At 55.7% G+C, this 25,473-nt stretch carries 17 protein-coding genes, 4 pseudogenes and 1 other annotated feature (1 of these 22 only partly in view); of the genes and pseudogenes, 18 read left to right on the top strand and 3 right to left on the bottom strand.

What is annotated here, in order from left to right:
* Positions 1 to 33, top strand: a binding site (T-box leader); it begins 188 nt to the left of the window's first position.
* 53 nt (positions 34 to 86) lie between these two features.
* From ileS to GC56T3_RS12670, 15 genes and pseudogenes are all read left to right on the top strand, one after another.
* Positions 87 to 2,861 (top strand): isoleucine--tRNA ligase, encoded by a 2,775-nt coding sequence (gene ileS, locus GC56T3_RS12740; RefSeq protein WP_013145832.1) that lies wholly within the window; start codon positions 87 to 89, stop codon positions 2,859 to 2,861.
* Positions 2,862 to 3,087: 226 nt separating this feature from the next.
* Positions 3,088 to 4,452 (top strand): ISLre2 family transposase, encoded by a 1,365-nt coding sequence (locus tag GC56T3_RS12735; RefSeq protein ID WP_013145704.1) that lies wholly within the window; start codon positions 3,088 to 3,090, stop codon positions 4,450 to 4,452.
* Between the two features lie 209 nt (positions 4,453 to 4,661).
* A complete protein-coding gene (gene lspA, locus GC56T3_RS12730) occupies positions 4,662 to 5,153 on the top strand; it encodes a signal peptidase II (protein WP_083778784.1) in 492 nt (163 codons plus the stop codon).
* Positions 5,154 to 6,068, top strand: coding sequence for an RluA family pseudouridine synthase (locus GC56T3_RS12725; protein WP_011230646.1), 915 nt, complete (start codon positions 5,154 to 5,156; stop codon positions 6,066 to 6,068).
* A 184-nt stretch (positions 6,069 to 6,252) separates the two neighbouring features.
* Positions 6,253 to 6,792 carry a bifunctional pyr operon transcriptional regulator/uracil phosphoribosyltransferase PyrR gene (pyrR, locus tag GC56T3_RS12720; RefSeq protein ID WP_011230647.1) on the top strand — a complete coding sequence of 180 codons (540 nt, stop codon included), beginning with the start codon at positions 6,253 to 6,255 and terminating at the stop codon, positions 6,790 to 6,792.
* Positions 6,793 to 6,948: 156 nt separating this feature from the next.
* Positions 6,949 to 8,250 (top strand): solute carrier family 23 protein, encoded by a 1,302-nt coding sequence (locus GC56T3_RS12715; RefSeq protein WP_013145830.1) that lies wholly within the window; start codon positions 6,949 to 6,951, stop codon positions 8,248 to 8,250.
* Between the two features lie 169 nt (positions 8,251 to 8,419).
* Complete coding sequence (locus GC56T3_RS12710; RefSeq protein ID WP_013145829.1) at positions 8,420 to 9,346, top strand: aspartate carbamoyltransferase catalytic subunit; 927 nt, start codon at positions 8,420 to 8,422, stop codon at positions 9,344 to 9,346.
* Positions 9,309 to 10,601 carry a dihydroorotase gene (locus GC56T3_RS12705; RefSeq protein WP_013145828.1) on the top strand — a complete coding sequence of 431 codons (1,293 nt, stop codon included), beginning with the start codon at positions 9,309 to 9,311 and terminating at the stop codon, positions 10,599 to 10,601. Before GC56T3_RS12710 ends, GC56T3_RS12705 begins: the two co-directional genes overlap by 38 nt.
* Positions 10,598 to 11,692 (top strand): carbamoyl phosphate synthase small subunit, encoded by a 1,095-nt coding sequence (locus tag GC56T3_RS12700; protein WP_013145827.1) that lies wholly within the window; start codon positions 10,598 to 10,600, stop codon positions 11,690 to 11,692. The genes GC56T3_RS12705 and GC56T3_RS12700 overlap by 4 nt, the downstream gene beginning before the upstream one ends.
* Positions 11,685 to 14,882 carry a carbamoyl-phosphate synthase large subunit gene (gene carB, locus GC56T3_RS12695; protein WP_013145826.1) on the top strand — a complete coding sequence of 1,066 codons (3,198 nt, stop codon included), beginning with the start codon at positions 11,685 to 11,687 and terminating at the stop codon, positions 14,880 to 14,882. The genes GC56T3_RS12700 and carB overlap by 8 nt, the downstream gene beginning before the upstream one ends.
* Positions 14,879 to 15,652 carry a dihydroorotate dehydrogenase electron transfer subunit gene (locus GC56T3_RS12690; RefSeq protein ID WP_013145825.1) on the top strand — a complete coding sequence of 258 codons (774 nt, stop codon included), beginning with the start codon at positions 14,879 to 14,881 and terminating at the stop codon, positions 15,650 to 15,652. Before carB ends, GC56T3_RS12690 begins: the two co-directional genes overlap by 4 nt.
* The gene (locus GC56T3_RS12685) at positions 15,649 to 16,590 is read left to right on the top strand and encodes a dihydroorotate dehydrogenase (RefSeq protein WP_013145824.1); all 942 of its coding nucleotides are present in this window, start codon (positions 15,649 to 15,651) and stop codon (positions 16,588 to 16,590) included. Before GC56T3_RS12690 ends, GC56T3_RS12685 begins: the two co-directional genes overlap by 4 nt.
* A complete protein-coding gene (gene pyrF, locus GC56T3_RS12680; RefSeq protein ID WP_013145823.1) occupies positions 16,562 to 17,281 on the top strand; it encodes an orotidine-5'-phosphate decarboxylase in 720 nt (239 codons plus the stop codon). Before GC56T3_RS12685 ends, pyrF begins: the two co-directional genes overlap by 29 nt.
* Positions 17,278 to 17,901, top strand: coding sequence for an orotate phosphoribosyltransferase (gene pyrE, locus GC56T3_RS12675; protein WP_013145822.1), 624 nt, complete (start codon positions 17,278 to 17,280; stop codon positions 17,899 to 17,901). Before pyrF ends, pyrE begins: the two co-directional genes overlap by 4 nt.
* Before the next feature lie 482 nt (positions 17,902 to 18,383).
* Positions 18,384 to 19,067, top strand: a pseudogene (locus GC56T3_RS12670) (hypothetical protein); the annotation flags it as partial.
* Positions 19,068 to 19,125: 58 nt separating this feature from the next.
* Here GC56T3_RS12670 and istB read toward each other — a convergent pair.
* Positions 19,126 to 19,878 (bottom strand): IS21-like element helper ATPase IstB, encoded by a 753-nt coding sequence (gene istB, locus GC56T3_RS12665; RefSeq protein ID WP_041468500.1) that lies wholly within the window; start codon positions 19,876 to 19,878, stop codon positions 19,126 to 19,128.
* Positions 19,875 to 21,380 carry an IS21 family transposase gene (gene istA / locus GC56T3_RS12660; RefSeq protein WP_041468498.1) on the bottom strand — a complete coding sequence of 502 codons (1,506 nt, stop codon included), beginning with the start codon at positions 21,378 to 21,380 and terminating at the stop codon, positions 19,875 to 19,877. The genes istB and istA overlap by 4 nt, the downstream gene beginning before the upstream one ends.
* 141 nt (positions 21,381 to 21,521) lie before the next feature.
* Between istA and GC56T3_RS12655 the strand changes: the two are divergent.
* The 3 pseudogenes from GC56T3_RS12655 to GC56T3_RS12645 all read left to right on the top strand — a co-directional run.
* Positions 21,522 to 21,821, top strand: a pseudogene (locus GC56T3_RS12655) (RHS repeat protein); the annotation flags it as partial.
* 73 nt (positions 21,822 to 21,894) lie between these two features.
* Positions 21,895 to 23,365 (top strand): annotated as a pseudogene (locus GC56T3_RS12650) (transposase).
* Positions 23,362 to 23,985 (top strand): annotated as a pseudogene (locus tag GC56T3_RS12645) (RHS repeat protein); the annotation flags it as partial. The pseudogenes GC56T3_RS12650 and GC56T3_RS12645, both read left to right, overlap by 4 nt.
* A 200-nt stretch (positions 23,986 to 24,185) precedes the next feature.
* On the opposite strand, the gene GC56T3_RS12640 reads toward GC56T3_RS12645, so the two are convergent.
* Positions 24,186 to 25,376 carry an ISL3 family transposase gene (locus GC56T3_RS12640; RefSeq protein ID WP_013145821.1) on the bottom strand — a complete coding sequence of 397 codons (1,191 nt, stop codon included), beginning with the start codon at positions 25,374 to 25,376 and terminating at the stop codon, positions 24,186 to 24,188.
* Positions 25,377 to 25,473 lie beyond the last annotated feature (97 nt).

The following is a 25,473-nucleotide window of genomic DNA, read 5'->3' as shown; positions in this document are numbered from 1 at the left end:
GGGTGGTACCGCGAGACCGTTCTCGTCCCTTGCCGGGGGAGAACGGTTTTTTTATTTGGAATCTATCGTTCGAAGGAGGAGCAAGGATGGATTACAAAGAGACGCTGCTTATGCCGCAAACCGAGTTCCCGATGCGCGGCAACTTGCCGAAGCGGGAGCCGGAAATGCAAAAAAAATGGGAGGAAATGGACATTTACCGGAAAGTGCAGGAGCGGACGAAAGGACGGCCGCTGTTTGTTCTGCATGACGGCCCGCCGTATGCCAACGGCGACATTCATATGGGCCATGCGCTGAACAAAATTTTAAAAGATATCATCGTCCGCTACAAATCGATGAACGGCTATTGCGCGCCGTACGTGCCGGGCTGGGATACGCACGGACTGCCGATCGAAACGGCGCTCGCGAAGCAAGGCGTCGACCGCAAATCGATGAGCGTCGCCGAGTTCCGCAAGCGGTGCGAGCAATATGCGTATGAACAAATCGACAACCAGCGCCGGCAGTTCAAGCGGCTCGGTGTGCGCGGCGACTGGGACAACCCGTACATTACGCTCAAACCGGAGTACGAAGCCCAGCAAATTAAAGTGTTTGGCGAAATGGCGAAAAAAGGGCTCATCTACAAAGGGTTGAAGCCGGTCTATTGGTCCCCGTCAAGCGAATCGGCGCTCGCCGAAGCGGAAATCGAATATAAAGACAAGCGTTCGCCGTCGATTTATGTCGCCTTCCCGGTGAAAGACGGCAAAGGCGTGCTTGAGGGCGATGAGCGAATCGTCATTTGGACGACGACGCCGTGGACGATTCCGGCGAACTTGGCGATCGCGGTTCATCCGGATTTGGATTACCATGTTGTCGATGTCAGCGGAAAACGGTATGTCGTCGCTGCCGCCTTGGCGGAATCGGTGGCGAAAGAAATCGGTTGGGACGCATGGTCGGTCGTCAAAACGGTCAAAGGAAAAGAGCTTGAATACGTCGTGGCGAAACATCCGTTTTATGAGCGCGACTCGCTTGTCGTCTGCGGCGAACACGTCACGACCGACGCCGGCACCGGTTGCGTCCATACGGCGCCTGGCCACGGGGAAGACGACTTTCTCGTCGGGCAAAAATACGGGCTTCCCGTCCTTTGCCCGGTTGATGAGCGCGGCTACATGACCGAGGAAGCGCCGGGATTTGAGGGGATGTTTTACGAAGACGCCAACAAGGCGATTACACAGAAGCTTGAGGAAGTCGGCGCTCTGTTGAAGCTCGGGTTTATCACCCACTCGTATCCGCACGACTGGCGGACAAAGCAGCCGACGATTTTCCGAGCGACAACGCAATGGTTTGCGTCGATCGATAAAATCCGCAGCGAGCTGCTTCAGGCGATTAAAGAAACGAAATGGATTCCGGAGTGGGGGGAAATCCGCATCCACAACATGGTGCGCGACCGCGGCGACTGGTGCATTTCCCGCCAACGCGCCTGGGGGGTGCCGATTCCGGTCTTTTACGGCGAAAACGGCGAACCGATCATCACCGATGAGACGATTGAGCATGTGTCGAACTTGTTCCGCCAATACGGGTCGAACGTCTGGTTTGAGCGCGAGGCGAAAGACTTGCTGCCGGAAGGATTCACCCATCCGTCGAGCCCGAACGGCATCTTTACGAAAGAAACGGACATTATGGATGTCTGGTTTGACTCCGGTTCGTCGCACCAAGCCGTGTTGGTCGAACGCGACGATCTCATGCGTCCGGCTGATTTGTACTTGGAAGGGTCCGACCAATATCGCGGCTGGTTCAACTCATCGCTGTCCACCGCCGTTGCCGTCACCGGCAAAGCGCCGTATAAAGGCGTGTTGAGCCACGGCTTTGTCTTGGACGGCGAAGGGCGGAAAATGAGCAAGTCGCTCGGCAACGTCGTCGTGCCGGCGAAAGTGATGGAACAGTTCGGCGCCGACATTTTGCGGCTTTGGGTCGCTTCGGTTGACTACCAAGCGGACGTGCGCATCTCCGACCATATTTTAAAACAAGTGTCGGAAGTGTACCGGAAAATCCGCAACACGTTCCGGTTTATGCTCGGCAACTTGTTCGATTTTGACCCGAACCAAAACGCCGTGCCGATTGGGGAGCTTGGCGAAGTCGACCGCTATATGCTGGCGAAGTTGAACAAGCTGATCGCCAAAGTGAAAAAGGCCTATGACAGCTACGATTTCGCCGCCGTGTACCATGAGATGAACCATTTCTGCACCGTCGAGCTGAGCGCGTTTTACTTGGATATGGCGAAAGACATTTTGTACATCGAAGCGGCCGACTCGCGCGCCCGCCGCGCCGTGCAGACGGTGCTGTATGAAACGGTCGTCGCGTTGGCGAAGCTCATCGCGCCGATTTTGCCGCATACCGCCGATGAAGTGTGGGAGCATATCCCCAATCGAAGAGAAAACGTCGAAAGCGTCCAGCTCACCGATATGCCGGAGCCGATCGCGATTTACGGCGAAGAAGCGCTGCTGGCGAAATGGGATGCGTTTATGAACGTGCGCGATGACATATTAAAAGCGCTCGAGAACGCGCGCAATGAAAAAGTGATCGGCAAATCGCTGACGGCCAGCGTCATCGTCTACCCGAAAGACGAGGCGCGGAAGCTATTGGCGTCGCTTGATGCCGACTTGCGCCAGCTTCTCATCGTTTCCGCCTTTTCGATCGCCGATGAGCCGTATGACGCCGCGCCGGCCGAAGCCGAGCGGCTCGACCACGTGGCCGTCCTCGTCCGCCCGGCGGAAGGCGAGACGTGCGAGCGGTGCTGGACGGTGACTCCAGCTGTCGGACAAAATCCGTCCCACCCGACGCTTTGCCCGCGCTGCGCACATATCGTGAATGAACATTATTCAGCGTAACGAAAAGCGGCAGGCTGCCTTGGGACGGCCTTGCCGTGTGAGTAAAATATTTGTGGGTGACATTCCGAAATGATCCCCGACGAGGGTTGCGAACTTTTGTTCGTGACGCTCGTCGGGGCCACCAAGCGAAGCGCGGTAGAAAAAAGCAAATGTCATGCAAAAAGGACTCTCTCCCTGCTATGATGGTGATTGTCAACATCAACCGAAAACAGGAGGGAGAGAGTCCATGAAACATCTTACCACAGAATGGCCTTTATTAAAAGAGCTGGAGGAACAATTAGTCAGAACTCTTCAAAAGGTGTTCGCTGTCTTGTTGGCGGCCCTTTTGGAGGAGATTGATCAACAACTGGCGGAAGCGCGGGACAAGCGCCGGTATCAGCTGAAAGACAAACGGCCGACTACGATCCAAACGCTGTTTGGAGAAGTGACGTTTCGACGGAACTACTACTATGACCGGCAAACGGGGAACTATACCTTCTTGCTGGATGCCGAATTAGGCTTTGATGGGGCCCGATCGATCAGTCCTTGCCTCGAGGAAACGGCGGTCGAGTTGGCCGTAGAGTGCTCTTCCTACCGCAAAGCGGCTCGCACACTCGAGTCGATCGTAGGGTATGCGGTCATGAGCCACGAGGCGATTCGCCAACTGGTGCTGGAGGCCCCTGTCTCGCTGCACCACCCTGTTTCCAAACGGCACGGCCGAGTGCTGTTTGTGGAGGCGGATGGGCTGTTCATTTCCCGCCAGGGGAAAGGGAAACGGGCGAAAGAAGAGAAAATCCTGGCGATTCACGAGGGATGGAAACGAAACGGTTCGCAGCTTGAGCTGGTAAACCGGCGCCACTACCTCCATGAAGGGGCGGGAGACGTGTGGGAACGGTTTGAAGAGTGGCTGATGAACGAATATGCCTATGATCCGTGCCGGGACCTTTTGATCATCAACGGCGACGCGGCGTCGTGGATCACGGCCTGCCGGGAGTATTTTGGGAAGCGGGCGTGCTTTCAGCTGGATCGATTTCATGTGGCGCGGGAGCTGCGTCAGTGTCTGTCCGGCCATCCGCGTTGGCGGGAGGTGCGGAAGAAGCTGGCGAAACAAGACGAAGAGGGGCTTCTGGTGGAGCTGAACAGCGCGGTCGGCACGTTGGAGGACGAAGCGAAAGAGAAGCAGATGGCTGCCATGATCCGCCGGATCGAGTCGATGCCGGGATGCATCCGGGACTATCGGGAGTGGCTGTCGGAGCAAGGGGTGGAGACGACCGGCATGCGTCCGATGGGCCACGCCGAGAGCGTGATGAGCCGGTTTGCGCATCGGGTGAAATCCCGCCGCAGCTGGAAAGACCAAGGGCTTCGGGCGTTTCTGAGGGCGATGGCGGCCCGAATCGACGGGATCGGGTGGAGAAAGGGACGGTGGGAGGAGCAAGAGCCCCAGTCGGCCGTCTCGGCCTCAACAAAGTCCAAGCGGATCGAACAGGCCAAACGGAAGGCCGGACGGTTATGGGCAGATGTGGTGCGTCAGAATCTACCGTGTCTGCAGCGGTCATCCGGGACGCCGATCCATCAAGCGTTGTCGGCGCTCCGGGATGGTGGTTGGGTGTAAAAAAATGGAATATCGTATCATCGCCTCAAGATGAGGGATGAGAGTCCGAAAGCGCTTACGATATTAATTCCTGAAAATGGTTCGCTAACTAGTGATTGACAACGCCCGTAGTGAACCGAAAAAATGTTCTCCACAAAGTCTTGACTGACTCGGCCTTGCCGCTTCATTTGTTTGCCATGGCGAATTATGCTACAATGCAAAAAGGATGAATGAGAAGGACAGGGGGACTTGGCACGGTGGCATACTATTGGATTGCGGCGGCGGTCTTCATCCTCGATCAATGGACGAAATGGCTTGTCGTCCGCTATATGCGGCTTGGGGAAAGCATCCCGATCATTGACAATGTGCTCTATATTACGTCGCACCGCAATCGCGGGGCGGCGTGGGGCATGCTAGAAGGGCAGTTTTGGCTCTTTTATTTGATTACGGTTATTGTCGTGGCGGCGATCGTGATCTACATTCGCCGCCTGAAGCCTTCTGAACGCCTGGCGGGCGTAGGGCTTGGGCTGATGCTCGGCGGGGCGATTGGCAATTTTCTCGACCGCGTCTTTCGCAAGGAAGTGGTCGATTTCATCCACGCGTACATCGGCACGTACAGTTTTCCGGTGTTCAACGTGGCTGACTCGGCGCTGACGGTCGGCGTCATCTTGCTGTTTGTCCATATGTTTTTTTTCGCGACACCAGAGAAAGGGAATGAGTAGATGGACACGATCACATTTCACATTGAAGACGAATATGACGGCGAACGAATTGATAAAGTGATCGCGGCGTTAAATGAGGAATGGTCGCGTTCACAAGTGCAGCAATGGATCAAAAACGGGCTTGTGACCGTGAACGGCCAAACGGTGAAGGCGAACTACAAATGCGAGGCGGGCGACTCGGTCGCTGTCTCACCGCCGGAGCCGGAGCCGCTTCATGTCGAGCCGGAGCCGATTCCGCTGGACATTTATTATGAGGATGAGGATGTCCTTGTCGTCAACAAGCCGCGCGGCATGGTCGTCCATCCGGCGCCCGGGCATATGCGCGGCACGCTTGTCAACGCGCTTCTCGCCCATTGCCGCGACCTGTCTGGGATCAACGGCGTGCTTCGCCCCGGCATCGTCCATCGGATTGACAAAGACACATCAGGACTATTGATGGTGGCGAAAAACGACGCCGCCCACCGCTCGCTCGTCGAGCAGCTTGTGAACAAAACGGTGACGCGGCGCTACAAGGCGATCGTCCACGGCGTCATTCCACACGATTACGGGACGATCGACGCGCCGATCGGCCGCGACAAGCGCGATCGAAAGAAAATGGCCGTCACCGAGGAAAACGGCAAGGAAGCCGTCACCCATTTCCGCGTGCTCGAGCGGTTTCGCCATTATACGTATGTGGAGTGCCAGCTGGAAACGGGGCGGACGCACCAAATTCGCGTCCATATGAAATACATCGGCTATCCGCTCGCTGGCGACCCGCAATACGGGCCGAAAAAAACGCTCGCCATCGACGGCCAGGCGCTTCACGCCGGGGTGCTCGGCTTCCGTCATCCGAGAAGCGGCGAGTATTTGGAATTCGAAGCGCCGTTGCCGCCGGAGTTTGCCGAGCTGCTTGACTGGCTGCGAAAAAACGATTGACAAACGAACACGCCCCCTTTACAATGAAAACAGGTGAACAGGAACCTTTAAGTTCAGTCCTGTGAGGCTGAAAAGGGGTCGGAATGACAAAGAAGGGCGATGTATGCCCATCTTGTTTGGCGATAAGCGCGCCATCCCCCGCTTCACAGGCGGGGGATTTTTTGTGCCAACGGAGGTGGCTTGTATGCAAAAGGCGGTCGTGATGGACGAACAGGCGATTCGCCGCGCTTTGACGCGCATCGCCCACGAAATCATCGAACGAAACAAAGGCATTGACGGCTGCGTGCTTGTCGGAATTAAAACGCGCGGCATTTACTTGGCGCGCCGCTTGGCGGAGCGGATCGAGCAAATTGAAGGGGCGTCCGTTCCCGTCGGTGAGCTTGACATCACCTTGTACCGCGACGATTTGACCGTGAAGACGGACGACCATGAACCGCTTGTGAAAGGAACGAATGTGCCGTTTCCGGTGACCGAGCGGAATGTCATTTTAGTTGATGATGTGCTCTTTACCGGCCGGACGGTGCGGGCGGCGATGGATGCGGTCATGGATTTGGGCCGCCCGGCGCGCATCCAGCTCGCCGTGCTTGTTGACCGCGGCCACAGGGAACTCCCGATCCGCGCTGATTTCGTCGGCAAAAACGTGCCGACCTCTCGTTCGGAACTGATCGTCGTGGAGCTTTCGGAAGTGGACGGCATCGATCAAGTCTCCATTCATGAAAAATAGCGAAGCACCCTTTTAAGCGCAGTCCCGTGAGGCTGCAAAAGGGGCGGAATCGTTTCGGCTGTTTCTGCACCCTCTTTGCGCCTTCATGGGCAAAGAGGGTGTTTTTGTGCACACTAAAAAACAAGTTGGCTCATTTTACAAAAGGAGTGACGAAAGATGAACAAACCGGTGTTGGACATTCAAGACCGCCCGACTGTTGGGCAATGGATCACGCTAAGCCTTCAGCATTTATTCGCCATGTTCGGGGCGACGATTTTAGTGCCGTACTTAGTCGGCTTAGATCCGTCGATCGCCTTGCTGACAAGCGGGCTCGGAACATTGGCGTTTTTGCTCATTACGAAATGGCAAGTGCCGGCGTATCTTGGCTCGTCGTTCGCCTACATTGCGCCGATCATCGCGGCGAAAACGGCTGGCGGCCCGGGAGCGGCGATGATCGGCAGCTTCCTCGCCGGATTGGTGTACGGGGTTGTCGCCCTCATCATTAAAAAAGCCGGCTACCGCTGGGTGATGAAACTGTTGCCGCCGGTTGTGGTCGGCCCGGTCATCATCGTCATCGGCCTCGGCTTGGCCGGGACGGCGGTCGGGATGGCGATGAACGGCCCGGACGGCAAATACAGCTTGCTCCATTTCTCGGTGGCGCTGGTGACGCTCGCGGCCACGATCGTCTGCTCCGTGCTCGCGCGCGGCATGTTGAGCTTGATTCCGGTGCTTGTCGGCATTGTCGTCGGCTATCTCTACGCGTTGGCGGTCGGGCTCGTCGATTTGTCGAAAGTGGCGGCGGCGAAATGGTTCGAATGGCCGGATTTCTTGATCCCGTTTGCCGATTATCCGGTGCGCGTCACATGGGAGATCGTCATGCTCATGGTGCCGGTGGCGATCGTCACCTTGTCCGAGCATATCGGCCACCAGCTCGTCTTAAGCAAAGTCGTCGGCCGCGACCTCATTCAAAAACCGGGGCTGCACCGCTCGATTTTAGGGGACGGAACGGCGACGATGATCTCCGCCTTGCTTGGCGGTCCGCCGAAAACGACGTACGGGGAAAACATCGGTGTGCTGGCGATCACCCGCGTCTACAGTGTCTACGTGCTGGCCGGCGCGGCGGTCATCGCGATCGCTTTCGGCTTCGTCGGCAAAATCACGGCGCTGATCAGCTCGATTCCGACGCCGGTCATGGGCGGTGTGTCGATCTTGCTGTTTGGCATCATCGCCTCGTCCGGATTGCGGATGCTCGTTGACAGCCGCATCGACTTCGGCGCGACGCGCAACTTGGTCATCGCCTCGGTTATCTTGGTGATCGGCATCGGCGGTGCGGTGCTGAAAATCAGCGACAGCTTCCAAATTACCGGGATGGCGCTCTCGGCGATTGTCGGCGTCCTGCTCAACTTAGTGCTGCCGGGGCGTCCGCAAGAAGCGGAAAACTTATTTGAAGCTGAAAACGACAGCGGCCATGTTGCCTAAATCGAATACAAAACACCTTTTAATTAAGTCCCGTGAGGCTTAAAAAGGTGTGAAAACAGGCGCATCCAGGGCCGGAGTGCACCTTCGGCCCTGCCATGCGCCGATCGTCACACCTTGCCTGGCCGGCAAGGTGTTTTTTTTCGAGAAAAAACGAAAAGGAGCGAGACCGATGACCCATCTTTTCGCATTAAGTGAACTGCCGCTTGATGAAATCCACCGTTTGCTCGATGAAGCGGAAGCGTTCCGCAGCGGGAGCATCTGGCGCCCGGCGGCGCCGATGTACGTCGCCAACTTGTTTTTCGAACCGAGCACGCGCACGAAATGCAGCTTCGAGATGGCGGAACGGAAGCTTGGGCTTCATGTCATTCCATTTGACCCGGAACGGTCAAGCGTGCAAAAAGGGGAGACGCTGTACGATACGGTCAAGACGCTTGAAGCGATCGGCGTTGACGCGGTTGTCATCCGCCACCACGAAGATGCGTATTTCGAAGCGCTCCGTCATGCGGTCGGCATCCCGGTCATCAACGCCGGCGACGGCTGCGGGCACCATCCGACCCAGTCGCTCTTGGATTTATTGACGATCCGCCAAGAGTTTGGCGCCTTCACTGGCTTGACGGTGGCGATCATCGGCGACATCCGTCATAGCCGCGTCGCTCGCTCCAATGCGGAAGTGTTGACACGATTGGGCGCGAACGTCCTGTTTTCCGGACCGGAAGAGTGGAAAGACGAAACGAATCCGCACGGGACGTACGTCGAACTCGATGAGGCCATCGCCTGCGCCGATGTCGTGATGCTGCTTCGCATCCAGCACGAGCGGCATGCAGAAACGATGGGCTTGACAAAAGAAGAGTACCATGTGCGGTACGGGTTGACGCTTGAGCGGGCGCGGCGGATGAAACAAGGTGCCATCATCTTGCATCCGGCGCCGGTCAACCGCGGGGTCGAAATCGCAAGCGAACTTGTCGAAGCGAAGTCGTCGCGCATCTTTAAACAAATGGAAAACGGCGTCTACGTACGGATGGCCGTCTTAAAACGGGCAATGGAAGGGAGAATGGAGCATGGACGTATGGCTGAAAAATGGCATGTCGTTCAATAAAGATGGGAAATTGGTGCGGACACATCTCAAAATGGAACACGGAACCATTGCGGCGATCCTGTATGAACAGCCGCTCGAAGCGGATGGGGAGGACGTGATCGACGTCGGCGGTCGTCTCATCGCTCCCGGCTTGATCGACTTGCACGTTCATTTGCGCGAACCAGGCGGCGAGGCGAAAGAAACGATTGAAACGGGCACGCTCGCCGCGGCGAAAGGCGGTTTTACGACGGTTGCCGCCATGCCGAACACAAATCCGGTGCCGGACCGGAAAGAACAGATGGAACGGCTGCAAGCCCGCATCCGCGAAACGGCGCGCGTCAACGTGCTTCCGTACGCGGCGATCACGATTGGGCAAAAAGGGGAGGAGCTGACCGATTTTGCGGCGCTAAAAGAAGCAGGGGCGTTCGCCTTTACCGATGACGGCGTCGGCGTCCAGTCGGCCGGGATGATGTTTGAAGCGATGAAACAGGCGGCGGCGCTCGATATGGCGATCGTTGCCCATTGCGAGGACGACACGCTGACAAACGGCGGAGCGGTGCATGACGGCGAGTTCGCCCGGCGCTATGGACTTCGCGGCATTCCATCCGTCTGCGAGGCGGTGCACATCGCCCGCGACGTCTTGCTTGCCGAGGCAGCCGGATGCCATTATCACGTCTGCCATATCAGCACGAAAGAATCGGTGCGCGTCGTCCGCGACGCGAAGCGGGCCGGCATCCGCGTCACCGCCGAAGTGACGCCGCACCATCTGCTCTTGTGCGATGAGGATATTCCAGGGCTTGATGCGAACTACAAAATGAACCCACCGCTGCGCAGCCGCGCGGACCGTGAAGCGCTCATGGAAGGGCTGCTCGACGGCACGATCGATTTTATCGCCACGGACCACGCGCCGCATACGGCTGCGGAAAAAGCGAAAGGCATCGAGGCGGCGCCGTTTGGCATCGTTGGGCTCGAAACGGCGTTTCCGCTCTTATATACCCATTTCGTCAAAACAGGCGTGTTTACATTAAAGCAGCTTGTCGATTGGCTGACGATCAAGCCGGCGCAATGTTTCGGCCTCAAGGCCGGGCGGCTTGCCGTCGGGGCGCCGGCGGATATTGCGGTCATTGATTTGGAAACAGAAGAAGCGATTGATCCCGAGATGTTTGCGTCCAAAGGGAAAAATACGCCGTTTGCCGGCTGGGTGTGCCAAGGCTGGCCGGTGATGACGTTCGTTGGCGGAACACTCGTATGGGAGAAAGGAAGGGCGCAAAGATGAAACGGCAGCTGATTTTAGAAGATAGTTCGTTTTTTGTCGGCGAAGCGTTTGGCAGCTTGAAAGAGACGACCGGGGAAGTCGTCTTTAACACTGGGATGACTGGATATCAAGAAATTTTGACCGACCCGTCGTATTGCGGGCAAATCGTGACGATGACGTATCCGTTGATCGGCAACTACGGCATTAACCGCGACGACTTTGAAGCGATCCGCCCGCATGTGCACGGGTTCATCGTCAAAGAAGCGTGCGTGAAGCCGTCGAACTGGCGTGGGGAACTAACATTGGATGAGTATTTAAAAGAAAAAGACATCCCGGGTCTGGCCGGCATCGACACGCGCAAACTGACGCGCCTCATCCGCCAATACGGAACGTTAAAAGGGATGATCTGTGGGCTAGATGTCGATCCGGCGGAAGCAGCAGCCAAGCTGCGGGCGATGGAGTGGCCGCGCGACCAAGTGCGGCGCGTCTCAACGAAAAGCGCCTACCCAAGCCCGGGGCGAGGCGAGCGCATCGTCTTGATTGATTTCGGGATGAAACACGGCATTTTGCGCGAACTGAACAAGCGAAACTGCGATGTCATCGTGTTGCCGTACAATGCGACGGCGGAAGACGTATTGAGCTGGCATCCGGATGGGGTCATGCTCTCGAACGGACCGGGCGACCCGAAAGACGTGCCGGAAGCGATCGAGATGATACGCGGGATCTTGGGCAAAGCGCCGCTCTTTGGCATCTGCCTCGGCCATCAGCTGTTCGCCTTGGCATGCGGGGCGAATACGGAGAAAATGAAATTCGGCCATCGCGGCTCGAACCATCCGGTCAAAGACTTGCGCACCGGCAAAGTCGCCATCACGTCGCAAAACCATGGCTATACCGTCACGCACGAGTCGCTTTCTGGCACCCGGCTTGAGGTGACGCATATCGCCTTAAATGACGGCACGGTCGAAGGGCTCCGCCATCTCGATTTCCCGGCGTTTACGGTGCAATACCATCCGGAAGCCTCGCCGGGCCCGGAAGATGCGAATCCGTTGTTTGACGAGTTTTTGGCGCTCATCCGTGAGTTCAACAAGAAAGGGGAAGTCATCCATGCCTAAACGCCGCGACATTGAAACGATTTTAGTCATCGGTTCGGGGCCGATCGTCATCGGCCAGGCGGCTGAGTTCGACTATGCGGGAACGCAAGCGTGCCTCGCGTTGAAAGAAGAAGGATACAAAGTCATTCTCGTCAACTCGAATCCGGCGACGATCATGACCGATACGGAAATCGCCGATAAAGTGTATATGGAGCCGCTGACGCTTGAGTTTGTCGCCCGCATCATCCGCAAGGAGCGGCCGGATGCGATTTTGCCGACGCTCGGCGGCCAGACGGGCCTTAACTTGGCGGTCGAGCTCGCCAAAGCCGGGGTGCTCGAGGAGTGCGGCGTCGAAATTCTCGGCACGAAGCTTGAAGCGATCGAAAAAGCGGAAGACCGCGAACAGTTCCGCGCTCTCATGAACGAGCTTGGCGAACCGGTGCCGGAAAGCGCGATTATTCACAGCTTGGAAGAAGCGTACGCCTTTGTCGAACAAATCGGCTATCCGGTCATCGTCCGTCCGGCGTTCACGCTCGGCGGCACGGGCGGGGGCATTTGCACGAACGAAGAAGAGCTTGTCGAGATTGTGTCAACCGGCCTGAAGCTGAGTCCGGTGCACCAATGCTTGCTTGAACGGAGCATCGCCGGCTACAAGGAAATCGAATACGAAGTGATGCGCGACGCCAACGACAACGCGATTGTCGTCTGCAACATGGAAAACATCGATCCGGTCGGCATTCATACGGGTGACTCGATCGTCGTCGCCCCGAGCCAGACGTTAAGCGACCGCGAGTACCAGCTGCTCCGCAACGCGTCGCTTAAGATCATCCGCGCCCTTGGCATCGAAGGCGGCTGCAACGTCCAGCTCGCGCTCGACCCGGACAGCTTCCGCTATTACGTCATTGAAGTGAATCCGCGCGTCAGCCGCTCGTCGGCGTTGGCGTCAAAAGCAACGGGGTATCCGATCGCGAAACTGGCGGCGAAAATCGCCGTCGGGCTGACGCTTGACGAAATGATCAACCCGGTCACCGGGAAAACGTACGCTTGCTTTGAGCCGGCGCTTGATTACGTCGTGACGAAAATTCCGCGCTTTCCGTTTGACAAATTCGAATCGGCGAACCGTCGGCTAGGCACGCAAATGAAAGCGACCGGCGAAGTAATGGCGATCGGCCGGACGTTTGAAGAATCGCTGTTAAAAGCCGTTCGTTCGCTCGAGATCGGCGTGCACCATCTCGAATTGAACGAAGTGAAACACGCGGCGGATGATGTGATCGAAAAACGGATCCGCAAGGCGGGCGACGAGCGGCTCTTTTACATCGCCGAGGCGCTCCGCCGCGGGGTGACGGTCGATACGTTGCATGAATGGAGCCAAATCGACCGCTTTTTCCTGCATAAAATCCAAAACATCATCGAGATGGAAACGGTTTTGAAAAACCACCCAGGCGACCTTGACGTGTTAAAGAACGCGAAAGCGCTCGGCTTCTCCGATGCGGCGGTGGCGGCGTTATGGAACAAAACGGAGCGCGACGTTTACGCGCTGCGCCGCCAGGAAGGCATCGTGCCGGTGTACAAAATGGTCGATACGTGCGCGGCTGAATTCACGTCGGAAACGCCGTACTACTACAGCACGTACGAGGAAGAAAACGAATCGGTCGTGACGGAAAAACGGAGCGTCATCGTCCTCGGTTCCGGTCCGATCCGCATCGGCCAAGGGATCGAGTTTGACTACGCGACCGTCCATTGCGTCTGGGCCATTAAGCAGGCCGGCTATGAGGCGATCATCATCAACAACAACCCGGAAACGGTCTCGACCGACTTCAGCACGTCGGACAAACTGTATTTCGAGCCGCTGACGGCCGAAGATGTGATGCATGTCATCGACCTCGAACAGCCGGTCGGCGTCATCGTCCAGTTCGGCGGGCAAACGGCCATCAACTTGGCGGCGGAACTCGAAGCGCGCGGCGTCCGCCTGCTTGGGACGACGCTTGAAGATTTGGACCGCGCCGAAGACCGCGACAAATTTGAACAGGCGCTCTCAGAGCTTGGCATTCCGAAGCCGGCCGGCAAAACGGCCGTTTCGGTCGAAGAAGCGGTCGCCATCGCGGAGGAGATCGGCTATCCGGTGCTCGTCCGCCCGTCCTACGTGCTCGGCGGCCGGGCGATGGAAATTGTCTATAACCGCGAGGAGCTGCTTCATTACATGGAACACGCCGTGCGCGTCAATCCGCAGCACCCGGTGCTCGTTGACCGGTACATCACCGGCAAAGAAGTCGAAGTCGACGCCATTGCCGACGGCGAGACGGTCGTCATCCCGGGGATCATGGAACATATCGAACGGGCCGGCGTCCATTCCGGCGACTCGATCGCCGTCTACCCGCCCCAGACATTAAGCGCGGAAGTGATCGACAAGATCGCGGATTACACGATCCGACTGGCGCGCGGGCTGCATATTGTCGGGCTGTTGAACATCCAGTTTGTCGTCGCAGGCAGCGACGTCTACGTCTTGGAAGTGAACCCGCGCTCAAGCCGCACGGTGCCGTTTTTAAGCAAAATCACCGGCGTGCCGATGGCCAATCTCGCCACGAAAGCCATTTTAGGGACGAAGCTTGCCGAGATGGGCTATGAGACGGGCGTTTGCCCGGTGCGCCCCGGCGTGTACGTGAAAGTGCCGGTGTTCTCGTTTGCCAAACTGCGCAACGTCGACATCTCGCTCGGTCCGGAAATGAAGTCGACCGGCGAAGTGATCGGCAAAGACGTGACGTTCGAAAAAGCGCTCTATAAGGGGCTTGTCGCCTCGGGCATCCATATCCAGCCGCACGGAGCCGTGTTGTTGACGGTGGCCGACAAAGACAAGGAAGAAGCGGTCGAGCTGGCCCGCCGCTTTGCCGATATCGGCTACCAACTCTTGGCGACGAACGGCACGGCGGAAACGTTGAACGCGGCCGGCATTCCGGTGACGGTCGTCAATAAAATCCACTCGGCGTCGCCGAACATTTTGGATGTCATCCGCCAAGGAAAAGCGCAAGTTGTCATCAACACGCTGACAAAAGGGAAGCAGCCGGAAAGCGACGGCTTCCGCATCCGCCGCGAAGCGGTCGAAAACGGCATTCCGTGCTTGACGTCGCTCGATACGGCAAGGGCGATGCTGCAAGTGCTCGAATCGATGACGTTCTCGACAACAGCGATGACGGAAGGGCTGGTGCAGTCATGATCGGCCGCGAACGAATGACGGTCGCAAGCCAGCGGCTGATCGCCGAGCGGACGTATGAATTGACGCTTTCCGGCCGCCTTGTGCAAGAGATGAAGCAGCCGGGCCAGTTCGTTCATGTGAAAGTGGCCGCATCCGCCGATCCGCTCCTGCGCCGCCCGCTCAGCCTTTGCCGCATCGACCGCAAGCAGGGCCAATGCACGATCATTTACCGCCAGGAAGGGAAAGGCACCGCGCTGCTGGCGCAAAAACAGCCGGGCGATGTGGTCGATGTGCTCGGCCCGCTCGGCAACGGCTTTCCGCTCGAGGCAGCGCCGGCGGGCGGCCGGGCGCTGTTGGTCGGCGGCGGCATCGGCGTCCCGCCGCTCTATGAACTGGCGAAACAGCTCACAAAGCGCGGTGTTGGAGTGGTGAGCGTGCTCGGGTTTCAAACGAAAGCGGCGGTCTTTTATGAAGAAGAATTCGCCGCGTTTGGGGAGACGTATGTCGCAACCGATGACGGCTCGCACGGAACGGCCGGGCGCGTCACCGATGTGATCGAAGCGCGCTCGCTTGAGTTTGACGTCTTATACGCCTGCGGCCCGAAACCGATGCTTCGGGCGCTGGCGGAACGGTTTCCGAACCGGCCGGTGTACGTGTCGCTCGAGGAGCGGATGGGCTGCGGCGTCGGGGCGTGTTTTGCCTGCGTCTGCCATGTGCCGGGGAGCGGGACGGCGTATAAAAAAGTATGCAGCGACGGTCCGGTGTTTCGGGCCGGGGAGGTGGTATTATGAACCGGCTTGCGGTTGAACTGCCGGGTCTTTCCCTCAAAAACCCGATCATGCCGGCGTCCGGCTGTTTCGGATTTGGCCGCGAGTACGCCCAGTTTTACGATTTAAGCGTGTTAGGCGCCATGATGATCAAGGCGACGACAAAAGAGCCGCGCTTTGGCAACCCGACACCAAGGGTGGCAGAAACGCCGGCTGGGATGTTAAACGCCATCGGCCTGCAAAACCCCGGCCTTGACAAAGTGCTCGCAGAAGAGCTGCCGTGGCTTCAGCAGTTTGACGTGCCGATCATCGCCAACATCGCCGGCTCAACGGCAGAAGAGTACGTCGAGGTAGCCGAAGCGATTTCGAAGGCGCCCAACGTCCATGCGCTAGAGCTCAACATTTCCTGCCCAAACGTGAAAAAAGGCGGCATTGCGTTTGGCACCGTGCCGGACGTAGCCGCCGAGCTGACGCGGCTTGTCAAAGAAGTGTCCGCCGTGCCGGTGTACGTGAAGCTGTCGCCGAACGTCACCGACATCGTGGCGATGGCAAAAGCGATTGAACAAGCGGGCGCCGATGGCTTGACGATGATCAATACGCTCGTTGGCATGCGCATTGACGTGAGAACAGGCCGGCCGATTTTGGCCAACGGCACCGGCGGCTTATCCGGCCCGGCGGTCAAACCAATCGCCATCCGCATGATTTATGAAGTGAGCCAGGCGGTGTCGATTCCGATCATCGGCATGGGCGGCATTCAGACGGCGGAAGACGTGCTCGAATTTTTCTACGCCGGCGCGAGCGCGGTTGCGGTCGGAACGGCCAACTTCGTCGACCCGTTCGTCTGCCCGACGATCATCGCCGACCTGCCGGCGTTGCTCGATGAACTCGGGATCGGCCACATTTCCGAATGCATAGGAAGGAGCTGGAAGACCGGTGCACACGCCGTTCATTGTCGCGCTTGATTTTCCGTCAAAGCAAGAAGCCGCCGCCTTTTTGCGTCCATTTGCGGGAACGCCGCTGTTCGTCAAAGTCGGGATGGAGCTGTACTACCAAGAGGGCCCTGCCATCGTCGCGTTTCTCAAAGAACAAGGACATGCCGTCTTTTTAGACTTAAAACTGCACGACATCCCGAACACGGTGAAACAGGCGATGAAAGGGCTCGCCCGCGTCGGCGCCGATTTGGTGAACGTCCACGCCGCCGGCGGCCGGCGCATGATGGAAGCGGCGATCGAGGGGCTTGACGCCGGCACGCCAAGCGGAAGAATGCGACCGCGCTGCATCGCTGTCACCCAGCTGACAAGCACGGACGAGCGAATGCTTCATGAGGAGCTGTGGATTTCCCGCCCGCTTGCGGAAACAGTCGCCCATTACGCCGCCTTGGCGAAAGAAAGCGGCCTTGACGGCGTCGTCTGCTCGGCGAAAGAAGCGGCGTTCATCAAAGAACGGTGCGGCGCCTCGTTTCTCGCCGTCACGCCGGGCATCCGCTTTGCCGATGAGGCAGCGCACGACCAAGTGCGCATCGTCACGCCAAGGAAAGCGCGCGAGCTTGGTTCTGACTATATCGTCGTCGGCCGCAGCCTCACCCGCGCCGCGGATCCGCTTGAAGCGTACAATCGCTTGCAGCACGAATGGAACGGAGGAGAGAGAGAATGAAACACGACATCGCCGCCAAATTGCTTGAAATCGGGGCGGTCGCCCTGCAGCCGAACGCACCGTTCACTTGGTCCTCGGGGTTGAAATCGCCAATTTATTGCGACAACCGCCTGACGCTTGCTTACCCCGACGTGCGCCGCATGATCGCCGCCGGCCTCGCGGAGCTGATCCGCACCCATTTCCCGGAAGCGAATCTCATCGCTGGCACGGCGACCGCCGGCATCCCGCACGCCGCCTGGGTGAGCGAGCGGCTTGATCTGCCGATGTGCTACGTCCGCAGCCAAGCAAAAGCGCACGGCAAAGGAAAACAAATCGAAGGCAAAGCCGAACCGGGCCAGCGCGTGGTCGTTATCGAAGACTTGATCTCGACGGGCGGCAGCTCGCTTGCGGCCGTCCGCGCCTTGAAAGAGGCAGGCTGCGAGGTGCTGGGCGTCGCCGCCATTTTCACATACGGGCTCGAAAAAGCGAAACAGGCGTTTGCCGAAGAGAATTTGCCTGCCTACACGCTTACGGACTACAACACCCTCATCGAAACGGCCGTTCGCCTTGGCGCCGTCAGCGAACACGATCTGGCGACATTGCGGCAATGGCGGGAGAATCCGGAGGAGTGGGGGAGCTAAAAGAGGAAAAGAGGAGCGCGGACCAAAGGATGGTTCGCGCTTTTGTCATGGACGAAGCGGGGAGATGACTCACTCGCCATCGACGTCATTCCATGGGGAAAAACGGAGTGCGACAGCGTCTAATGTCGTCAATATTTCGTGGGTTTTCTGAACATGAGCAAGTTTCGCTCACCACCAAGCATGAACATAACCATTCGTGGATGGTTATGTTCACAGAAAAAACGGGTGGCTTGGCATTCAAATAAAATGATCATTTACAGCATTCGCTTAGTGGTCACGATCATCATCACAAGCAACCATTCGCATTCTCCATTTCACCTACAAATATTTTACTCACACCTGCGGATTTCCCTGCTGGCAATCAAGATTGGAACCGTGCCGCCGTTTCGATTCAACCTTCCAAGCCAATTGATAAAATCGACATATCCGCTGTCTTCCGCGGCAATTACACGGGAACGGTATGGTTTGACGCGATCCGGCTCATGGAAGGAAATGTGGTGACGAAAAACAAATACGATGCCAGCGGAAATGATGTCACGGAAGAAGTGGATGAAGAAGGCTATGTGGCGAAAAAGAATTATGATGCCGTAGGAAACCTGTTAAGCGAGTACGATAAGAAAGGAAACAAGAAAGAGTACACGTATGATTTCTCGAATCGCTTAAAACAGCTGTTGTTAGCAAATGGTACGTCCGTCAACTATGGGTATGACGCGAATGACAATATGACTTCAAAAGTCATTCGAACCAGCGACGGCCAGTCTCAAACATTTGCCTATTCTTATGATGCGGCCGGCAAACTCGTGAAAACCGTCGGTCCGCTCCATGATGTGACAACGAATGAATATGATGCCAACGGAAATAAAATCAAAACGGTTTTGCCGAAAGGAAACACGATTCAATGGACGTATGACGGGGTCGAAAGAGTCAAAACTGTTTCCTACAACAACGTCCTGTATTACGAATTTAGTTATGATAAAAATGGGAACGAACTTTCTGTCAAATATTTAAAAGACGGCACCACCAAAACGAGAACATTTGATAAAGCGAATCGGCTGGTGGAACTGTCGGACCGTGGCGGGCTGCAAAAATGGCTGTACCCAACCACATCGGATAAATTGCAGCAGTTCATGTTCTCTCATGGGTCCTTTAGTCAAACGATGTTTTTTGCAAGCAAAAAATGCAGAGAAGTGCAAGAAAAAATACATAGGCTTGCCAGCTCAAGACTTAAGGTTCCAGACCGGGGGCAGAGGACGGCTGGATCGCGGAGAGAGCGTTCCGCAGTCGATAGCTCTCTCCCGTAAAGGCCAAGATGTGGGCGTGGTGAACCAAGCGATCCACTAACGCTGCCGTCAAACGGTTGTCCCCAAACACCCGATTCCACTGTCCAAATTCTAGATTCGATGTCACCATGACGCTTTTTCGCTCGTAACAGTCGGCGATAATATGAAACAACAGTTCCGATCCTTGCTTTTGAAACGGCACATAGCCGAGTTCATCCAAAATCAACAGTTCGCATGGGTCGAGGCTTCGTTTCAGCCGTCCGAGCGTGCCGTTTTTCAACGCCTCTTCCAGCTGGGCGACAAGATCCGCGACGCGGAAAAACCGAACCTCATGGCCTTGTTGGCACGCCTGAATGCCAAGTGCTGTGGCGAGATGGGTTTTCCCCGTTCCAGGTGAACCTAAAAGCAGAACGTTTTGCTTTCGCTCCAAAAAGCGAAGGTCACACAGTTCCTCCCTCGATGTCGTGGCTGGCCAATGGATATGACCCGACCATTCGTAATCCTTCAGCCATTTCAACTCCCGAAACTTGGCTTTCTTGATCAGCCGAGCCTGTTTCGCTTCTTGGCGGCACGACAGTTCCAGCGCCAATACATCCCGCAAAAACTGTTCTTTCGTTTCGAATCTCACCTCCTCGAATCGATCTGCGATATAGGCCAAATGCAGCGCTTTACAAATCTCTTTCACCTCTGCTCTCATTTCTGGACACTCCCTTCCCGAGCGGGATGAAGACGTTGATCATACACCGTTAAATCCGTTTCATAGTCGATTAGAACGGAAGGGGTGTATGATTCTTCCCACTTGTCCGGGTAATAGGAGTGCTTCGCTTCCATCAACACGCCGATTTCATGAGGAGTCAAGTCCCATCGCTGACTCTCCTCGAGCCACTGGGCGATTTCGTAAAGCGTGTGCCGATCCAACAGCGCTCGCAGTCCTTTCAAACGGGCCACCACCTGGGGCGGGGGGCCAGCCAGATACATTCGGATCGCCTCCGGCAAGTACGTCCGGTAGCGGGAATGTCCGACAACCCGGGGTTTGGTCTCCCACTCAGCGAAAATCTCTTTCCAAGGGATTTCGCGTTTCACGTTCGTATACGGCCTTGGCGCTTCAAGATGGACGTCTCCATCGGAAGAGAACACAACGAAACGATTCCATTCTTTCTTCACCAACACCCGGTTGGGGACGGACAGGCCATGGACGACGAACGCCTTCCCATCCACCATCACTTCTCCGTATTTATTCACGTAAGCGTGATCGAGGGAGAAGATCGGAAGATCTTGTTCCGGCAACGCCAACAGCTCTGGTTGTTCTTCCTGCCATAGTTCCTCGATCCACCGCCCCTTTTCATAATGAGGACGGTTTCGGTCCTCGACCATCTTGCGATGCAGCCACTCCACCAGCTCCGGATCCGACTCCATCAATGGAGCGGGGATGAAACAAAGGTTGCGAGTGTAATAGACTTTTCGCTCCGCATTTCCTTTCTCATGTCCACTGTATGGATTGCACACTTGTACATCAAACCGATAGTAGAGTTGGAATTTCTCAAAAGCCACGGTGAATCGGCGTTCTCCCCCTTTTCGAATCGACACAATGGCCGCGGACAAATTGTCAATGCGCAATGCCTTTGGCACTCCCCCAGCCTGACAAAACAGCTGCGTCAACCCGTGGAGGAAGCATTCACTGTTTTCCGCCGGCAGCGGATAAGCAAACGCAGCGTTGCTATAGGGAAAGCTCATGATCAAAACCGATCGCTCTTCTTCCTTCCCCTCCTTCGTCACAACCGTCATCTTCCCGAAATCCACCTGCGCCTCGCCTGGCGGGTGCTCCAGTCGTTCATAGCGCTGTTCTTTCTCGAGCTTGAGCTGCGGTCTTCGTTTTTGCACGTACGCGCAAACGGTGCGATACGAGCCTTGAAATCCATGGTCACGACAAAGCGCTTCAAACATCGTCTTGTTCGTTCGCCGTTGTTTTCTCGGCAGCTTGGCATCCTCCTCCAACCAGTCATCAATGATTTGCCCGTACCCTTCTTCCTCCATCATCCCCTTTTTGCGTTTGATGGTTGGTTGGACAGAAATGTCTTCATCTGCGTATTTCTTGACCGTTCTCCAGTTATATCCCGTTTCACGGGAAATTTCCGCAATCGATAACCCTTTCTTTTCACGCAGTTTTCTGATACGATTAATTTCGGGCATTGCCAGCATCCTTTCGCTCCTCCACTGTTTGGTTATGTGTTCACAACTTCCACAGTAGAGGAAATGTTAGAGGCTGGCAAGCCTTTTTTTCTTTGCCTTCAGCTCTGCACTTTTCGTTGCAGAACTCTGTATTTTTATTTTGCAATAAACAGTCAAACGATCCATTACCAATACAATGCATTGGATCAAAATACAGTCGTCCAAGATGGAACGTATACGTACCGCTTTGACTATGACGAGAGAGGGAACGTTCGCACCTTCACGACAGGAAACGGAGCCGGCTCGACCTTTACGTATGATGACCGCGGCCTCGTGGAAAGCGTTTCGGTCGGTACGGCGGATGGAACAGAAATTTTATCGGAAACGTACCGTTACGATGAAAACGGCAATCGGACAGAAATCGCCACCCCGACCGGCGCGAAGACGCTCTATCGTTATGACGCCTTAGAAGGCCGGTGAAAAAGTACACCCTGAGGCAGGAATTTAGGGGGCTTGTGTCGAAAAAGGAAGAAAAATCGTTGGAATGGAGCGTGAGCGGATCATGAAAGCCCCCCAAAAACCCTTCGACTCAGCCTCGGCTGTTTCAAGTCATCGACATGGAGGACCTGATTCCCCCACATCATATCCTGCGCCAAATCAACGAAGCGGTTGACTTTTCCGTCATTCACGATTGGGTGGCTCCCCTGTACACGGAAAAAACGGGTCGTCCAGCGGCGGATCCGGAACGGCTGCTTCGCCTGATGCTGCTCTCGTATTTGTTCGACCACTCCGAGCGGGAGTTGTATGAGATCCTCCCCATGCATGCCGGATACTTGTGGTTTTGCGGTCTCGACTTTGAATCCGTGCTTCATCCAGATCCTCATCATCCTACGCTTCCGGATCGAACGACGCTCGTCAAAACGCGGAAACGCTGGCGCCAACACGGAATCTTTGATCAGCTGATGACCTACGTGGTGGATCAATGCATCGCGGCGGGGCTGGTCTCGCCGGATGTCCATGCGGCGGCTGATGGCACTCAAGTGCGGGCGAATGCCTCGATCCACAGCTTGCGGGAGGTCAAGCTCGCTCCGGTGGAAACGTTGGAAGACTACCTCGCCCGCACTGCCCGGGAAGATGAACAGACCGAGTCACGGGATCCGGATGACGCCCCGCCCTCTCCGTCTCCCCCATCAGGGGAGTGCGTCCATGCCGAAGAACGAGGAAACTTCCGTGGAACCAGGTTTTCCAACCAAACCCATCGAAGCGTGACGGATCCGGATGCCCGGCTGTACAAGAAAGGCAAAGGCCAGGAAGCGTATCCTCGGTATCTGGTGCACGACGTCATCGATGTCCAGTCGCGCGTGATTTTGTCCAGACGGGCCAGCCTCGCCACCGGAACGGCGGAACGGGAGACGAGTTTGGAGCAGCTGGCTTCGATTCGGTTTCGCCACCCGTCGATCACGATTCGGACCTTGTCCGCGGACAAAGCGTATGGCACCACGGAGTATTTGAAAGCGCTCTTCATCCAAGGCATCACGCCGCTCGTGTCGCTGCGCCGCAAGGAGATGGAGGAGATTCCAACCTGGAAGCGCCGGGCGAAGGATCCCGCTCAGGAAGCAAAGCGCCAGGCGAAAGTCCGAGACGTTCAGATTCGCAACCAAGCGAGGCTCATTCAGCAACAGGGCGGTTATCGATCGATTCAAGCCCTTCGCACGCGTTGTGAGCATGTGTTCGCCGAAGGGAAGGAATGTCATGGGCTGGACCGGGCCCGAAGCCGGGGCCTTTACGCCATGGAAGAACAGGCGCTGTTGACCGCCGTCGTGCAAAATCTGAAGCGATTGTGCCGGTTTCGAAAAAAACGAGGGGGGACCGGCTCTTTGGCGTGCGCAAAAACGGAATTTGGAGCAGGAAGTCCTGCTCGTCTTCCCGTCCTTTGGCGCCAAATGGCGGGGAGAATGGCCTCCAAAATTCGACATGAGGGAAGTCTATGCCCCATTAATTCACCGGCCTTTTAGATCAACTAGTCGAAGAGCAATGGCCGGATGGAACGACGATCGCGTATACGTACGATGGATTCGGTAATCGGAAGCAAATCGTGAAAACGAAAGACGGGCAGTCGACGACGACCACGGCTGATTATAATGCGGCGAATCAGTTGGTTCGTTTCGGTGACGAAACAATCACGTACGATGCGAACGGCAACCGTGTCGAAGACGGACAGTATCGATATGAATGGAACGAAGCGGACCAGCTCGTCTCCATCACAAGAAAAGGCGAAAGCACGCCGTTTGTGACGTACAAATACGATGAAGACGGCCGACGCATCCAAAAGAATGTGAATGGCGTCGTTACGAACTATCATTACCAAGGCGACAGCCTAAACGTTCTGTATGAAACCGATGCGGATGGAAATGTGGTAAGATCATATATATACGGAGAAAACGGGCAACTTCTTGCCATGAAAAAAGGCAATGCGACGTATTTTTACCACTATAACGCGCATGGGGATGTCATCGCCCTGACGGATGAACAAGGAAACATTGTTGCCCGCTATCAATACGATGCGTGGGGGAATATTCTTTCCCAATCCGGTGCCTTGGCGGACGAAAACCCATACCGATATGCGGGGTACCAATTGTAAATTATGGGTCTTCACCATTTTCTGTGATTTCCACTCAACCCCAGAAATATGTTAGCTGGATGAAATCGGTTCATCAGTCAGGATCCTTCTTCCGCATACAGACCACGAAGTTGGTAGAATGAAAACAGTCAAGTGCTTTCCTTGACGGGTTCCATTCTACCAACTATCATACCGATAGCGGAAGAAGAGAGCGCTTAAGCAGCCTGACTACCTGTAGTGTTCCCTGTACACTCCAGAAATACACGCAAACGAAACCGTTCTCGATTTCGATAGCCATATGCCCGGCGTTTGATGTTTTTGATCTTGTGATTCGTCCCCTCGATTCGGGCATTGGTATATGGGCACAAAAAGTAGGAAAGAATCGGCTCCTTCCACCTTTCAAGCGTGTTGGCTGCTTCCTGAAAAGAAGCAAAAGGGCTCTGTTTGGCTAACTGAATCCATTCTTCCAAGCGTTCCTTTGCTTCGTTATATCCATCGGTTCGGTAAAAATCCCGAAACAACTCTTTCAGATAATAAGCAATGGAAAGTACCGGATACTCCTCCAAGATATCGTCCAATCGAAGCCGTTGGTCCTTACGAAGCTTTTCACAGCCTTTTAAGAGAAGATATCGAGCCTTTTTCAATGGAGGAAATTCCTTTCTTGCTTGATCCAAGGCTTGTGTCACTTTTTGAACCACATGGTACTGATCGATGACAATCGAAGCAGATGGAAACAGGGCGCGAACCGCCTTATGATAAGGTTCCCACATGTCAAGAATCACCGTTTGGACCCTTTCTTTCGACAGGACATTTTGGCTCAACAAGTGGAGGGCGGAGTCACATTGGCGATCGGCATGCATTCCCATGACCGATCCGGCTTTGGCATCCATCAATACGGTTTCATATTGATGTCCCTTTTTTACCGCGATTTCATCTAAGCTAAGCACCATCTCTTCTTGAGAAGATGCTTCTATCGCTGTTTGACGCTCTTTTGCTTTTTTCGATGCAATGAAGTAATAGATGCGCTCCAATGTCGTATATGGGATGCGGTGCTTTCCGCTAACCTCTTGAATGGTGGAGCCTTCACAAAGTTCATACAAGTACTCACAAAATCGATTGGTGTAGTGTTGATTGGGTTGAATCGATTCCAAAGAGGCGGAAAACACTTGGGAACAATTCCAGCACCGATAGCGCTTTACCTTTACGAACAAGTACACCGGTTGATGGAAAATCGCCAAATCCCGTACTTTTCTTGTCCGTCTGTCGTGGACAGAGGAAGTGGCAAACCCACAATGAGGGCAGCGTTCCTGTGTCTCTGTTTTCTCTACATGAATCGCATAACCATAGGAAAGAAGTTCTTGTTTAATCACTTTAAATTCTGGCAATCCTAGTGGTATCGAAAGCACTTACGAGACCTCCTTAATGTTGATTTCACCGCTAACATTATTGCCAGGATCTCGTCAGTGCTTTCTCTTTTTTGTCACTAAATCACAAAATTTGGTG

This window comes from Geobacillus sp. C56-T3 (assembly GCF_000092445.1).
GTDB lineage: Bacteria > Bacillota > Bacilli > Bacillales > Anoxybacillaceae > Geobacillus > Geobacillus thermoleovorans.
The sequence above is the reverse complement of the archived record's forward strand: the minus strand, read 5'-3'. Positions and strand labels throughout refer to the sequence as shown.